The organism is Falsihalocynthiibacter sp. BN13B15, from assembly GCF_041205415.1.
Lineage (GTDB): Bacteria > Pseudomonadota > Alphaproteobacteria > Rhodobacterales > Rhodobacteraceae > Falsihalocynthiibacter > Falsihalocynthiibacter arcticus.
Genome location: NZ_JBGFCE010000001.1, coordinates 450,300 through 463,682, shown reverse-complemented (window position 1 = coordinate 463,682; position 13,383 = coordinate 450,300). Strand labels below are relative to the sequence as shown.

Sequence of the window (13,383 nt, the reverse complement as noted above, 5' to 3'; positions counted from 1 at the left end):
CGCTCCGAAAATGGGTTCTGACGCGAACCTGCTCTTTTTCTCTGGCAACGCCACTAGCACAGCGTTACCTCTTGTTCAAACACAAGAAAGGCCGCCAATGTTTTATGAACCTAAAAATGGGCATGGTTTCCCGCATAACCCATTTAATGCCCTTGTCACGCCCCGCCCAATTGGATGGATTTCCACGCGCGACAGAAATGGAAACGACAACCTCGCGCCTTACTCGTTTTTCAACGCAGTCGCCTATGAACCGCCACAGGTTATGTTCGCATCAACGAGCGCAAAGGATGACCGCGACGGCACAAAAGACAGCGTTGCCAACATTCGCGAGACGGGTGTTTTCTGTGTAAACATCGTTGAATATGCCATGCGCGACGCGATGAATGTGACCTCAGGAAGCTATGCAAAAGATGTCGACGAATTTTCCCTCGCGGAGCTTGAAAAAGCGGAATGTTCAGTTATTTCGGCCTCACGTGTCGCCCTTGCCCCCGCGAATTTGGAATGCAAACTGACCAAGATCGTTCAATTGCCCGGTGAAGCCAACTTCGCGGTTTTCGGTGAGGTTGTGGGGGTGCATTTGCGCGATAATTGCCTTGTGGACGGTGTTTTTGATGTTTCCACATTCAGCCCACTCGCGCGGCTGGGGTATAAAGACTACGCGCGAGTGGAAACGATTTTCAGCCTCAAACGTCCCGGCGAAGAATAGGAATTTTGATATGCGCGACACGATGATTGGTGTGATTGGCGGCTCTGGCCTGTATGAAATTGACGGGCTTGAGAACGCGGAATGGACGCGTGTCGAAACGCCTTGGGGCGACCCGAGTGATGCCGTTTTGACGGGCGTTTTGGATGGCGTTAAAATGGCCTTTTTACCGCGCCATGGACGTGGGCACCGCCTTAGCCCGACAACCGTACCGTATCGGGCAAATATTGACGCCTTAAAGCGCATTGGCGTTACGGATGTGATCTCGGTTTCGGCCTGTGGCAGTTTTCGCGAAGAGATGGCACCGGGTGATTTCGTGATTGTGGATCAATTCATTGACCGCACCTTCGCGCGTGAAAAATCGTTCTTTGGCACCGGTTGCGTCGCGCATGTTTCCGTCGCCCATCCCACCTGCCCGCGCCTCTCAGCGGCCTGCCTCACGGCGGCAAAAGATCAAGGGATCACTGTCCATGACGGCGGCACGTATTTGGCGATGGAGGGGCCGCAATTCTCGACGCTCGCAGAAAGTAAAATGTACCGCGAAAGCTGGGGCGCAGACGTGATCGGCATGACAAATATGCCCGAAGCAAAACTCGCCCGCGAGGCCGAACTCTGCTATGCGTCCGTCGCGATGATCACCGATTACGACAGCTGGCATCCCGATCATGGCGAGGTCGACGTCACCCAAATCATCCAAACATTGATGGGCAATGCAACCAAAGCGCGCGGCTTGGTCGCACGCCTGCCCACCCTCTTAGGAGCACAGCGCGACGATTGTGAACATGGCTGTGACAAGGCACTGGAATACGCCATTCTCACGGCCCCCGACGCAAGGGACCCAGCCCATGTGGCCAAGCTCGACGCCGTCGCAGGCCGTGTCCTCAACCGATAGTCTCGCCCCCCTTTTTTCGAAAGCAGAATGGACAAAACGATGCAAAAAAAGACCGTTCAAGACTACATTCGTACGATTGTTGATTTCCCGCACGAGGGCATCCTTTTTCGCGATGTCACAACCCTTTTTGCCGACCCACGCGGGTTTCGCATGGCGGTAGACCAAATGCTGCATCCCTATGCGGGCATGCGGATCGACAAGGTGGTTGGGCTTGAGGCTCGCGGATTTATCCTTGGTGGCGCGATTGCGCACCAGCTTTCGGTCGGCTTTGTGCCCGTGCGCAAAAAGGGCAAACTTCCTGGCACCACGATCAGTGAAGAATACTCGCTGGAATACGGCGAGGCGATTGTGGAAATCCATGATGACGCCATCAAACCGGGGGAAAAAATCCTTCTGGTTGATGATCTGCTTGCGACAGGTGGTACCGCCGAAGCCGGAATTAAGTTGATTGAACGATTGGGCGGTGAAATCGTGAGCTGTGCGTTTGTGATCGACCTTCCTGATCTTGGCGGACGTGAAAAGCTCGAAAAAATGGGTATGGATGTCACATCGATTTGTGAATTTGGCGGACTGTAATCGTCTCTCGAAGTAATAGTTTATTAAAACTTTAGTCTTAGACCCATGCTTGCCAGTTGGGAGCAGCTGGCATTTGCTTACATGTTCCGATTGACGCCTCGTCGTTCGCGGCGGGGCGTTGATTTTTCAACTATGCGTGCAAATTGCCGATGACGGCTCCGGGATTCATGATTCCGTTCGGATCAAGGGCCGTTTTGATCGCCCGCATCGCCGCGATTTTTCCCGGATCACCATAATGTGCCAAGTCCTTGGCCTTCAGGCGTCCAATTCCGTGTTCGGCACTGATGGAGCCGCCCATTTCGCTCACCAAATCATGCACACAGCGCTGAATATCATCACGTATAGCATCGTATTCGTGGCGGTCGCGCCCGCGTGCAGGGAAAGCGTTGAAATGCAGATTCCCATCACCGAGATGTCCAAAACAATTCACCCGCATATCGCCAAGCTTTGCAAGACGCGCGAGCCCTTCAATGACAAAGGCCGCGATACTTCCAAGCGGCAGAGAAACATCATGCGAGACAATGGAGCCAATCACCTTATTGGCTTGGGGAATCCGCTCTCGGACCTCCCAAAACTGGCGCCGCTGGGCTTCGTTTTGTGCGATAGCTCCGTCCGAAATCAATCCCGCCGCATGCCCTTCCTCAAACAAGCGCTCGAGCAAAGCGTCCGGATCACGCCCTCTTGCAGTTCCTAGGTCAATCAGAACCATCCACTCTGGTTTGTTCTCAAAGGGTTGCCGAACATCCGGTAGCTTCTCTGAAAGGAACTCGAGGCCCGTTTTGTGAATGAGTTCAAAGGCAGAAACTTCGCTGGGTGCAATGGTTTGTGCGAGATTAAGCAGCGCGAGGGCCGCCGTTGGATCCTCTACAACAAAAACTCCCGTGCCATTTTCGGCAGGACGCGGGTAAAGTTTCAACGCAGCGGCGGTAATCACGCCCAATGCGCCCTCGGATCCGATCATCAAATTGCGCAAATCAAACCCCGTGTTGTCTTTGCGCAAGCGCGTCAGCCCGTTCCAAATTTGCCCCGAGGGGAGAACCACTTCGAGCCCCAAACACAAATCGCGCGTATTTCCGTATCGCAACACATTCAAACCGCCCGCATTTGTCGCCAAATTGCCGCCAATACGGCACGATCCTTCGGAAGCAAGGGATAGGGGGAACAAACGATCCACAGCTTGTGCCGCAGATTGCACATTGGCCAGAATTGCGCCCGCTTCAGCGATGAGGACGTTTTCTTGTGGGTAAGTTGCCCGAATTTGGGTCATACGTTCAAGCGAGAGAATGAGAGGTAGGGGCCCTTGGGGGGCGACTTGCCCGCCAACCAAACCCGTCCCGCCACCGAAAGGAATAACGCCGATCCGCGCCGCATTGCAGGCGGTGATGATCTTGGAAACCTCCTCAACCGTGCTTGGCGTGGCAACATGTGTGCCCAAACCTATATAGCGACCACGCGGTTCCTCCACGTCGGCAGGTGTGGCAAGGCGCAGGGCCTTATCGGGCAACATCGCAGACAGCTTCTCGACGAAATCATTGGTGAGCGGATTGAGCATAGGTCCTCCTAACGTACGCCGGTTCTCCCCCGACGATCGCCCCGTAGATTGGCATATAGAACATGGTTGCGCCAGCGTCCCGCGATCTGAAGGTAACTTTGCGCGACCCCTTCATACTTGAAACCTGACTTCTCTAAGACGCCCCGCGACGCGACATTTTCAGGAAGGCAGGCCGCCTCAATGCGCGACAAATCGAGTGTGGAAAACGCATAGTGGCTCAGGGCCTCGATGGCCTCGCGCATGTAGCCTTGGCGCGCGTATTCTTCGCCAACCCAATACCCAAGTGTGCCCGATTGCGCGGGGCCACGGCGAATATTATCCAAAGTGACCGCCCCCAAAATCTCTCCCGATTGGCGCAAGGTTAGAAACAATGGCAACGCGGTCCCTGTCGTGACAGCGCGTTGTGCCCAATAAACACGATTGGTAAAGGCTTTACGCGTCAAATGATCCGCCGCCCACGCGGGTTCCCATTGCGACAGGTGAGATTGGCTGTTGTGACGCAATGCGGCCCAGTTTCGGTAATCCGAATGTTGTGGCAGCCGAAGCGTCATGCGCTCCGAATCCACCAGAACTTTTCTACGCTTAAAAAGCATCAGCCAACCAAACGCCCACGGATACCCTCGATTGAAACCGATTTCGCGTTTGGCCCATAGGTGGCCAGTGAGATACGCGCATTTTCGGCCATTTCACGGGCCATATCGGCGACACCTTGCCGTGAAACCGCATCAATTTTAGTAACGGTTTCAGACAAGCTTGGGACACGGCCCCAAATTGAAATCATCCGCGCAAGGCGTTCTGCGCGGCTTGACGGGCTTTCGAGGCCCATGAGCATTCCGGCCTTCATTTGTGTACGGGCACGATCGATTTCGCGTTCCGACATGTCCTCGGCGGCGCGGCGGATTTCGCTCACGGTGATTTCGGCCAATTCGGGCAATTTTTCGCCAGACGTGCCCGCATAAATCGTGGTTGAGCCGCCGTCCGAAAATGCGCCCGCTTGGGCGAAGATCGTATAGCAAAGGCCCCGTTTTTCTCGAACCTCTTGGAACAAGCGGCTCGACATACCGCCTCCAAGAGTTGAGGCAAGGACTTGGCTGGTGTAAATAGCGTCGTCTGTATAGCTGGGTCCATCGAAATTAAGCGCGAAATGCGCTTGCTCAAGATCCTTTTCAACACGGGTCTCGCCGCCCTTAAAGGTTGCCGTGACTTCCTGAGCGCTGTCTCGATTTGGCAGGTGGCCAAAAAGCGCGGTCGCGGCTTCAACGAGGGCCGCGTGATCGACCTCCCCTGCTGCAGATAGGATCATTTGTGCGGGGCCGTAACGTTCCTTCACAAATCCAACCAGATCGTCACGGGTGAAATTCTTCACGCGCTCTTCGGGGCCAAGAATCGTTCGGCCAATCGGCTGGTCCGGATAGGAAACGTTCTGGAGCCAATCGAAAATCACGTCGTCCGGTGTATCAAGCGCTTGGCCGATTTCTTGCAAAATCACGCCACGCTCAATCTCGATTTCTTCGGGGGAAAACGTGGGATTGAGCAGAATATCGGAAATAACATCAAGGCCAAGGGGCACGTCCTGCCCCAAAACACGCACGTAATAGGCTGTCATTTCGCGGCTGGTATAGGCATTGATATAGCCGCCGACATCCTCGATCGCTTCGGCTATTTCGAGGCTACTGCGCGTTGTCGTGCCTTTGAATGCCATATGCTCAAGAAAATGCGCGATGCCGTTTTGCTCAAGCCGCTCGTGACGACCGCCTGCCATCACCCAAATGCCGATGCTCGCGCTTTTAAGTCCGGGCATGTTTTCAGAAACAATGCGAAACCCGTTATCGAGAGTTGTAAGTTGGCTGGTCAAAGAGCGCGCCTTTCGTGAACCAACGCCATAAGCGCGGCCAAATCATTTGGAACGCGGGTCACGCGTTCGGGTTTGTTGCCGAGATCTGCCATATGAGCGGGCAACGTAGGATGAATACCGCAGGCCGCCTCGACGGCTGCGGGGAATTTAGCGGGATGTGCCGTTGAGAGCGTGATCATGGGAACCGATCCCAGATGCTCTTTTGCGACCTTAACCGCGACCGCAGTGTGCGGGCAAAGGACGTGGCCCGTTGTGGCGGCCATTTCCTTGATCGTTGCGGCACATTCTTCCTCGGAAGCACGACCAGAGGTGAAGGTTTCGCGCAGGCTCTCGAGGGGGCCTTGGGAAATTTTGAAACTACCCGATTTCAGCTCTTCCATCAGTTGCGCCACGGCTTTGCCATCGCGACCATACATATCAAACAACGCGCGCTCGAAATTGCTGGAGACTTGAATGTCCATGCTGGGGCTGCTGCTTGGGATCGTTTTGGCCTTGGTATAGGCGCCAGTTACCAAGGTGCGGTGCAGAATGTCGTTATGGTTTGTGGCAATCACGAGTTCGCGAATAGGCAGGCCCATTTTCTTGGCAATGTAGCCTGCAAAAATATCACCGAAATTGCCGGTCGGAACCGTAAAGGAGACTTCGCGATATGGCGCGCCGAGCGCCACAGCTGATGAAAAATAATAGACGACCTGAGCCAGAACTCGTGCCCAATTGATCGAATTCACCCCCGCAAGTTTGACACCTTCGCGGAAGTCAAAGTCGTTAAACATATCCTTGAGGCGGGCTTGGCAATCATCAAAATCCCCGTCCATCGCGAGGGCGTGAACGTTGCTCTCGGTGGGGGTGGTCATTTGGCGACGTTGAATCTCCGACACGCGACCGTGGGGAAACAGGATAAAAACGTCGACATTGCTAAGGCCTTTAAAGGCTTCGATTGCTGCGGACCCTGTGTCGCCCGATGTGGCCCCAACGATAGTTACACGCTTGCCTGAACGGCTCAAGGACGCTTGAAACAATTGCCCGATGAGTTGCATCGCGAAGTCTTTGAAGGCGAGCGTCGGGCCGTGGAACAATTCGAGTAGAAAGTGGTTTTGATCCAACTGCACCAGCGGCGCGCGCGCGGTGTGGCGAAAACCTGCGTAAGCCCGTGCAATGATCGCTTTGAATTCGTCGTCCGTGAAGGCGCCCCCAATGAAGGGGCGCATCACCGCGAAGGCGATTTCTTCGTAGGATTTTCCCGCAAGGGCTGCGATGTCTTCGGGGGACATGACAGGGATTTCCGCAGGCACAAAAAGGCCCCCGTCCCGCGCAAGGCCAGTCATCATCGCATCTTCAAAACTCAGTTCGGGCGCTTGGCCCCGTGTCGAAATATAGTGCATTTTTCTCTCGCCTCTAGACGGTTCTCTGCCTGATACGCCACAGAAGGAACGCTGTCATCCCAAACCATACCAACGCCAGCCCAAACCACGTCACAACATACTCCAAATGCTTGTTTGGGATGCCCGCCGAATCGACAGGGAACGAGGTCGTGACCAGATTTGGCTCTGTTGACGTGCGCTGAACAAGCATGACGGGTTCGGTGTTAAGGGCTTCGGCCATGGCTGGAATATCGCGCCCGAACCAGATGCCTGCGTTGAGGTCTGGCGGCGGGGTCGCGTTACTGATTTCATCGGGCCAGAGCAAATTACCGACGATTTCGGCCTCAACGGCGGGGCGGGGCGCGTTTTTCGCTGAAATCGCAACGAAACCACGATCCAATAGTACGCGACGTCCGTCGGCCATTTCCAGCGGCGCAATCACCCGATAACCCGGTCCGATTTTTTGAACGCTGGCTAAGATGGTAATTTCCTGTGGACCGATAACGCCTTTGGCCTGCACGGGCAGGAATTGATCCGTCGCTTCGGTTGGGTTTAGCGGAATATCAACAGGTTCAGACAGAATTTTCGTGTCAATTGCGGCCAACACTTCTGTTTTCCACGTCAGACGTTGGAGCTGCCACGTCCCAAGCGCGCACAGAATCGCTGTGCCAATCAAACCAAAGATCAAAGGGATGAGCATTTTGCGGCGCATGGAGTGCAACCTTATTACTTAAAACTGGAAAGGCGCGGACGATGCCCGCGCCTTTTTTATTTTATAACGGCGCCGTTAAGCACCCGTCAAATTTAGCCGCCCCAAACGTAGACCGCTGCGAAGAGGAAGAGCCACACAACGTCCACAAAGTGCCAGTACCAAGCAGCAGCTTCGAAGCCGACATGGCTTTCAGGAGTGAAGTGCCCCTTGAGGGCGCGGATCAAACAAACACCCAAGAAGATTGTGCCGATGAGAACGTGGAAACCGTGGAAACCCGTCGCCATAAAGAAGTTCGCGCCGTAAATATTGCCCGAGAACGCGAAGGCCGCATGGCTATATTCATAGGCTTGGAACAAGGTGAACACCGCGCCAAGACCAATTGCGAGAGCAAGGCCAGTTACGAGATCTTTGCGGTTATTTTCATGTGCGAGCGCATGGTGCGCCCAAGTCGCTGCTGCACCGGAGCACAGGAGGATCAACGTATTGATCAGCGGCAAATGCCAAGGATCAAATGTTTCGATACCGATTGGCGGCCAAACGCCATCGATTGCCGGGGAATCTGGACCCATTGGATAGATTGCGTTTTTAAAGAAACTCCAGAACCATGCGGCAAAGAACATAACTTCGGACATGATGAACATGATCACGCCATAGCGCAGACCGATTTTAACAACTGGCGTGTGGTCGCCTTGTTGGGCTTCGGTCACCATCTCGCTCCACCACGCGTACATAACGTAAAGGACGCCAGCGAGGCCGATGAAGAACATGAACGGAGTGATATCACTCATCCACATAACCGCACCGAAAAGCATAATGAAGCCCGATAATGCGCCCAAGAGCGGCAGGATCGAAGGGTTGAGAATGTGGTAGTCGTGATTTTTAGCGTGTGCCATGGGGATCCCCTGTTTGGGACTTAGTTAACATTAGCCGCGGGTGTGGTCGAGAGGTTCGCCACATCTTCAGGCAGTTCGGTTTCGTAGAACGTATAGGACAGCGTAATGTGATGCACGTATTTTGCATCCCTGTCCGTAACGATTTCGGGATCGACGTAAAAGCTGACCGGCATCATGACGGTTTCGCCCGGTTGCAACACCTGTTCGGTGAAGCAAAAACAATCGATTTTCGTGAAAAAGCCGCCCGCTTCATAGGGAGCAACATTATAGGCGGCGGTTCCCGCGATAACGCGGTCGGTCGGATTTGTGGCCTCATAGAACGCAAGGCCGGTTTCGCCGATGCGGATTTCCATCTCCCGAACAACGGGTTTGAATTCCCACGACATGCCGCCAGCCACATTGCCGTCAAACCGAATGGTGATGGTTTGATCGAGTATCTCGTCAGAGCCAGCCGCGGCAACGCCCGTGGTGCCGCCAAAGCCTGTGACTTTGCAGAACCAGCTGTAAAATGGCACCGAGGCCCATGCGAGGGCGCCCATGAGGACCACCACACTTGCCGCTTGCGCGGCCGTTTTATGGGTGTTTTTCATCGCCATCAGTTCGTGCCCCCTGTTACCGGCTCTAAGGTCCGGCTCGGCGTATGGTCATAGGCTTCGACCGGTTCGCCGCGCTGCACTTTGGCCAGTGTCAGGGCAAAAACGATAACGACGAATGCCAGTAAAAGCCCACCGACGCCGTAGTTGCGGCCTTGGCGGCGCTGGTGAAGTTCGTGCTCAACGTGCGGTGCCATTATAGGATCGCTCCCCAGGTAAGGCCCACGGCGGATTGCACCAAGAGGGCTGTGAAATGCAGAAAGAGGTAGTAAAGCGACAGGCGAAAGAATTTACGCTCGCTTTTGTATTTGTCAGCTTCCGCGTCGGCTTCTTGGCGTTTCCAAAGGCCAAAAGCTCCCCAGATAAACATGAGGTTCAGAACAGCAGATACCGCAAAGTAAATCGGACCGCCGATGGACGTAAAACTAATGCTCAACGCAACAGGGGCGAGCAAAAGCGTATAGACCAAAATATGGTTTCGGGTGGATTTACGGCCATGGGTTACCGTTAGCATCGGCACTTTGGCTTTGGTGTAATCGTCGTTCATAAACAACGCGAGCGCCCAGAAATGCGGAGGTGTCCACATAAATATAATCGCAAACATAAGAATGGATTCGATGGAAATACCACCGGTCGCAACCGCCCAGCCAATCATCGGAGGGAAGGCACCAGCGGCCCCGCCAATCACGATGTTTTGAGGCGTCCAACGCTTGAGCCAAATGGTATAAATCACAACGTAAAAGAAGATCGTAAAGGCCAGAAGCGCGCCGGCAAACACATTGCCCGCAAGTCCCAGCATGACAACGGCAATGCCAGAAAGCGCCATGCCGATGCCCAACGCCTCGCCTTCGGCGACTTTGCCGGAGGGAATTGGGCGACCTTGGGTGCGTTTCATCACGCGATCAATATCGGCGTCCCACCACATATTCAGCGCGCCAGAAGCCCCGCCGCCCAGTGCGATAAAGAGAATAGAGGTAAAAACCACAAAAGGATGCACGGGATTGGGCGCAACCAACACGCCCACGAGGGCAGTAAAAACGACCAGCGACATCACCCGTGGTTTCAACAGAGCAACAAAGTCGCCAAAACCGGCTTCGCCTGTATCGGCGGAGGTATGAGTCTGTAGGCTTGCGTCGCTCATGTGGGTTTCCTTGGGGCAGATCTTGGTAGGTCAATGGCTCTGCGGCGTCCTGTACGGACACCGCAAAATCGCTCGAATAGGTTGGTCTAGTTGCTTGAGGCAACCGTAAGAGGCAGCGGTATACCCGCATATTCTTCGATCGCACCAAGGAGCCATTCGTCATAAACTTCTTGGCTCACAACCTTAACCGTAATCGGCATGTAAGAGTGGTCTTTGCCGCACAACTCGGAGCACTGGCCAAAATAAACGCCTTCTTTTTCCGCAGCAAACCAAAGTTCCGCAAGGCGACCAGGGACCGCATCCTGTTTCACGCCAAATGCGGGAACAGTCCAGCTGTGGATCACGTCGGCACCTGTCACCTGAACAACAATCGTTTTGTTCACGGGGATCACAAGCGCAGTTGTTGTCGCCAAGAGGAACTCGTCGGGGGAATACCCGTGACGCTCAAGCATAGCATCCATAGCAGCATCGCGCACATAAGGCGTTACGTCGCCGTCTTCTTCTTCCAAAGATGCGGGCTGGCCGAGCATGTAGCTGTCGAATTCAACACCGTGGTCAACGTATTCGTAGGTCCAAAACCATTTATTCCCAGTGGCTTTGATCGTAATATCAGCAACCGGAATGGTTTGTTGCTTGAACAGAACGGGCAAGGAAAACGCGCCGATAAAGACCAAGATCACAATAGGTACGAGGGTCCACGCAACTTCGAGGGGCGAGTTATGTGTGAATGTCGCGGGATTTGGGTTGCGTTTGGCAGAGTAGCGAAATGCGATCCAGAGGATCAAACCCGTTACGAAAATCACAATCGCTGTGATGATATAGAGAATCATGCCATCGAGCCATTGAAGCTCGCGCGCAACCTCGGTCGCGGCGAATTGAAAGCCCGTAGATTTGTCGACAGGTTTGCCGATAACTTCTAGATTGCCCAATGCATCTTGAGCATTTGCTGCGCTGGCGAATGCTAGCATCGAAGCTGAGAGGCCTGAAATCTTGGTCAAAAATCGCATAGTTGTTTCCTGTTCGCTCGGGCTTTAGAGCCCCTGCTATAGCCTTCATCCCGCCCTTCGGCTGGAATCCCATTGTGTTTGTTGCGTCAAAAACCATATTAGACGCAACAGAACAAGCAATTTACGCGCGGCAAACAGCCGCTTCACCTCTTTTTGGTGTAAAATCTGGAGAATATCCATGCCCAATGATCGTTTTCGCCCTTTCGACACGATAATAGATAAAGCTGCGGCCCTTTCCGTTTTGCAAAATGCAACTGCTGGCGCGGATGATGGCGAATTGTTTTTGGAGCGTCGCAGTTCTGAAGCTTTGGTTTTTGATGACGGACGGGTGAAAACGGCGAGCTATGACGCGAGTGAAGGATTTGGCCTTCGCGCGGTGCGTGGCGAAACTTCCGGCTATGCCCATTCCACAGAAATGACCGTCAAGGCGATGCTCCGTGCGGCAGAAACCGCGCGCCTTGCGGTTGGTGATGGCGGCGGCACCCTCGCCATGGCTCCCGTCCAAACGAACCGGCGCCTTTATTCCGACGACAACCCGATTGAGCAAGCGACCTTCCCCGTCAAAATCGACCTTCTCAAGGAAATCGATGCTTTCACGCGCGGCCTTGATAAACGAATCATTCAGGTTTCCGCGACCCTTGCGGCCTCCATGCAAGAAGTCGAAATCCTGCGCCCCGACGGATTGCACGTCCGTGATGCCCGCCCCATGAGCCGTTTGAACATTTCGGTGATTGTTGAAGAGAATGGCCGTCGCGAATCTGGTGGCACGGGAGGTGGTGGTCGCGCCGCCTTAACTGGTTTACTTGAACCGGAACATTGGCAGTCTGTAGCCCGCGAGGCTTTGCGCATTGCGCTGGTGAACTTGCGTGCTGTGCCCGCCCCTGCTGGGGTTATGGACGTGGTACTTGGCGCAGGTTGGCCCGGAATTTTGCTGCATGAAGCGGTCGGGCACGGACTTGAAGGCGATTTTAATCGCAAAGGGACCTCGGCTTTTAGCGGTCTTATAGGCCAACAAGTTGCTGCTAAGGGCGTGACAATTCTGGACGATGGCACAATTCCTGATCGGCGAGGCTCCATTAGTTTTGATGACGAAGGGACTGCTAGTGGCAAGAATGTCCTTATTGAGGACGGCATTTTGGTTGGCTATATGCAGGATCGCCAAAACGCGCGCCTCATGGGGGTTGAACCTACGGGCAACGGGCGGCGTGAAAGCTATGCACATACGCCAATGCCACGGATGACCAATACTTATATGCTTGGTGGTGACACCCCCCCTGCCGATATTGTTGCCGACCTTAAAGACGGTATTTATGCGGTTGGATTTGGCGGCGGACAGGTTGATATTACGTCAGGCAAGTTCGTTTTTTCCTGTACCGAAGCCTATGCCGTGAAAAACGGTGTCATCGGAGATGCCGTCAAGGGAGCAACCCTGATCGGCGACGGCCCAAAGGCAATGCAGAAAATTCGCACTATCGGCAACGATATGGCCCTTGATCCCGGCATCGGAAATTGCGGTAAGGCCGGACAATGGGTGCCCGTTGGCGTGGGGCAACCGACCCTGTTGATCGGAGGATTGACCGTCGGCGGAAGCGCCGCATAGTGGACCGCGTCCGCGCCTTTGATCCACGCGATGAGGCCGCCCTTGCGGTTTTGTGGCACGACGCGTGGCATATGGCGCATGGTGCCCATGTGCCCGCAACCTTGCTCCCCAATCGGCAATTGGATTATTTCCAACGCACCCTCCAAACCTTTGCCGCGCAGACGCGCGTCATTGGACCGGTGGGTGCACCGTTTGGGTTCTACTTGCGCATTGGAAACTATGTTGATCGACTGTTCGTTGGCGTGCGCAAACGGGGGTATGGCGCCGCACTCTTAAACGATGCCGAAACCGAAATGCGGCGAGAGGGGATATCGGAGGGCGAACTCGGATGCCTTGTTGAAAACACCCCCGCACGAGGATTTTACGAAGCGCAGGGCTGGCAGCTTATCCACATAAAAACAGAGGCAATACTGGAGGAACACGGTGGTGGAACCCTAAACGATTGCATTTATCGCAAAAAGCTCTGAATTTGTTCACAAGTTATTAACCATCCTGATT

Annotated in this window: 15 protein-coding genes; 5 read left to right on the top strand and 10 right to left on the bottom strand. The window is 54.3% G+C overall.

Going from position 1 to position 13,383, the window contains the following annotated elements; translation table 11 throughout:
• Window positions 1–97 precede the first annotated feature (97 nt).
• The 3 genes from AB9F26_RS02280 to AB9F26_RS02270 are packed head-to-tail and all read left to right on the top strand — an operon-like array spanning window position 98 to window position 2,171.
• The gene (locus AB9F26_RS02280) at window positions 98–706 is read left to right on the top strand and encodes a flavin reductase family protein (RefSeq protein ID WP_369767180.1); all 609 of its coding nucleotides are present in this window, start codon (window positions 98–100) and stop codon (window positions 704–706) included.
• A gap of 10 nt (window positions 707–716) precedes the next feature.
• Entirely contained in the window at window positions 717–1,595 is an 879-nt protein-coding gene (locus AB9F26_RS02275) for an S-methyl-5'-thioadenosine phosphorylase (protein WP_369767179.1), read from the top strand.
• A 39-nt stretch (window positions 1,596–1,634) separates the two neighbouring features.
• Entirely contained in the window at window positions 1,635–2,171 is a 537-nt protein-coding gene (locus AB9F26_RS02270; RefSeq protein WP_335585002.1) for an adenine phosphoribosyltransferase, read from the top strand.
• A gap of 130 nt (window positions 2,172–2,301) precedes the next feature.
• Here AB9F26_RS02270 and AB9F26_RS02265 read toward each other — a convergent pair whose 3' ends face one another.
• The 10 genes from AB9F26_RS02265 to coxB all read right to left on the bottom strand — a co-directional run bounded on the left by AB9F26_RS02265 (window position 2,302) and on the right by coxB (window position 11,285).
• Complete coding sequence (locus AB9F26_RS02265) at window positions 2,302–3,723, bottom strand: FAD-binding oxidoreductase (protein WP_369767178.1); 1,422 nt, start codon at window positions 3,721–3,723, stop codon at window positions 2,302–2,304.
• 8 nt (window positions 3,724–3,731) lie between these two features.
• Window positions 3,732–4,316, bottom strand: a complete 585-nt coding sequence (locus AB9F26_RS02260; protein ID WP_039001465.1) for a GNAT family N-acetyltransferase — start codon at window positions 4,314–4,316, stop codon at window positions 3,732–3,734.
• Window positions 4,316–5,578: a pitrilysin family protein gene (locus tag AB9F26_RS02255; RefSeq protein ID WP_039001466.1), complete on the bottom strand. Its 1,263-nt coding sequence runs from the start codon at window positions 5,576–5,578 to the stop codon at window positions 4,316–4,318. The genes AB9F26_RS02260 and AB9F26_RS02255 overlap by 1 nt, the downstream gene beginning before the upstream one ends.
• Window positions 5,575–6,960: a threonine synthase gene (gene thrC, locus AB9F26_RS02250; RefSeq protein WP_369767177.1), complete on the bottom strand. Its 1,386-nt coding sequence runs from the start codon at window positions 6,958–6,960 to the stop codon at window positions 5,575–5,577. The genes AB9F26_RS02255 and thrC overlap by 4 nt, the downstream gene beginning before the upstream one ends.
• 13 nt (window positions 6,961–6,973) lie before the next feature.
• A complete protein-coding gene (locus tag AB9F26_RS02245) occupies window positions 6,974–7,651 on the bottom strand; it encodes an SURF1 family protein (RefSeq protein WP_335585005.1) in 678 nt (225 codons plus the stop codon).
• A gap of 92 nt (window positions 7,652–7,743) precedes the next feature.
• Complete coding sequence (locus tag AB9F26_RS02240) at window positions 7,744–8,544, bottom strand: cytochrome c oxidase subunit 3 (RefSeq protein WP_335585006.1); 801 nt, start codon at window positions 8,542–8,544, stop codon at window positions 7,744–7,746.
• A gap of 20 nt (window positions 8,545–8,564) precedes the next feature.
• A complete protein-coding gene (locus AB9F26_RS02235; RefSeq protein WP_369767176.1) occupies window positions 8,565–9,140 on the bottom strand; it encodes a cytochrome c oxidase assembly protein in 576 nt (191 codons plus the stop codon).
• A complete protein-coding gene (locus tag AB9F26_RS02230; protein WP_039001471.1) occupies window positions 9,140–9,334 on the bottom strand; it encodes a hypothetical protein in 195 nt (64 codons plus the stop codon). Before AB9F26_RS02230 ends, AB9F26_RS02235 begins: the two co-directional genes overlap by 1 nt.
• The gene (gene cyoE / locus AB9F26_RS02225; protein ID WP_335585008.1) at window positions 9,334–10,278 is read right to left on the bottom strand and encodes a heme o synthase; all 945 of its coding nucleotides are present in this window, start codon (window positions 10,276–10,278) and stop codon (window positions 9,334–9,336) included. The genes AB9F26_RS02230 and cyoE overlap by 1 nt, the downstream gene beginning before the upstream one ends.
• Window positions 10,279–10,364: 86 nt before the next feature.
• Complete coding sequence (coxB, locus tag AB9F26_RS02220) at window positions 10,365–11,285, bottom strand: cytochrome c oxidase subunit II (RefSeq protein WP_335585009.1); 921 nt, start codon at window positions 11,283–11,285, stop codon at window positions 10,365–10,367.
• Between the two features lie 178 nt (window positions 11,286–11,463).
• Here coxB and tldD point away from each other — a divergent pair, with 178 nt between their 5' ends.
• Both tldD and AB9F26_RS02210 read left to right on the top strand, forming a co-directional pair.
• Window positions 11,464–12,885, top strand: a complete 1,422-nt coding sequence (gene tldD, locus AB9F26_RS02215; protein ID WP_369767175.1) for a metalloprotease TldD — start codon at window positions 11,464–11,466, stop codon at window positions 12,883–12,885.
• Window positions 12,885–13,352, top strand: coding sequence for a GNAT family N-acetyltransferase (locus tag AB9F26_RS02210; protein ID WP_369767174.1), 468 nt, complete (start codon window positions 12,885–12,887; stop codon window positions 13,350–13,352). The genes tldD and AB9F26_RS02210 overlap by 1 nt, the downstream gene beginning before the upstream one ends.
• Window positions 13,353–13,383 lie beyond the last annotated feature (31 nt).

What these genes read in the sequence shown, in the direction of transcription:
- thrC (WP_369767177.1), bottom strand. Translation starts at nt 6,960, where the DNA reads ATGCACTATATTTCGACACGGGGCCAAGCGCCCGAACTGAGTTTTGAA.
- AB9F26_RS02230 (WP_039001471.1), bottom strand. Translation starts at nt 9,334, where the DNA reads ATGGCACCGCACGTTGAGCACGAACTTCACCAGCGCCGCCAAGGCCGC.
- AB9F26_RS02270 (WP_335585002.1), top strand. Translation starts at nt 1,635, where the DNA reads ATGCAAAAAAAGACCGTTCAAGACTACATTCGTACGATTGTTGATTTC.
- coxB (WP_335585009.1), bottom strand. Translation starts at nt 11,285, where the DNA reads ATGCGATTTTTGACCAAGATTTCAGGCCTCTCAGCTTCGATGCTAGCA.
- AB9F26_RS02260 (WP_039001465.1), bottom strand. Translation starts at nt 4,316, where the DNA reads ATGCTTTTTAAGCGTAGAAAAGTTCTGGTGGATTCGGAGCGCATGACG.
- cyoE (WP_335585008.1), bottom strand. Translation starts at nt 10,278, where the DNA reads ATGAGCGACGCAAGCCTACAGACTCATACCTCCGCCGATACAGGCGAA.
- AB9F26_RS02245 (WP_335585005.1), bottom strand. Translation starts at nt 7,651, where the DNA reads ATGCGCCGCAAAATGCTCATCCCTTTGATCTTTGGTTTGATTGGCACA.
- AB9F26_RS02235 (WP_369767176.1), bottom strand. Translation starts at nt 9,140, where the DNA reads ATGGCGATGAAAAACACCCATAAAACGGCCGCGCAAGCGGCAAGTGTG.
- AB9F26_RS02280 (WP_369767180.1), top strand. Translation starts at nt 98, where the DNA reads ATGTTTTATGAACCTAAAAATGGGCATGGTTTCCCGCATAACCCATTT.
- tldD (WP_369767175.1), top strand. Translation starts at nt 11,464, where the DNA reads ATGCCCAATGATCGTTTTCGCCCTTTCGACACGATAATAGATAAAGCT.
- AB9F26_RS02240 (WP_335585006.1), bottom strand. Translation starts at nt 8,544, where the DNA reads ATGGCACACGCTAAAAATCACGACTACCACATTCTCAACCCTTCGATC.
- AB9F26_RS02265 (WP_369767178.1), bottom strand. Translation starts at nt 3,723, where the DNA reads ATGCTCAATCCGCTCACCAATGATTTCGTCGAGAAGCTGTCTGCGATG.
- AB9F26_RS02275 (WP_369767179.1), top strand. Translation starts at nt 717, where the DNA reads ATGCGCGACACGATGATTGGTGTGATTGGCGGCTCTGGCCTGTATGAA.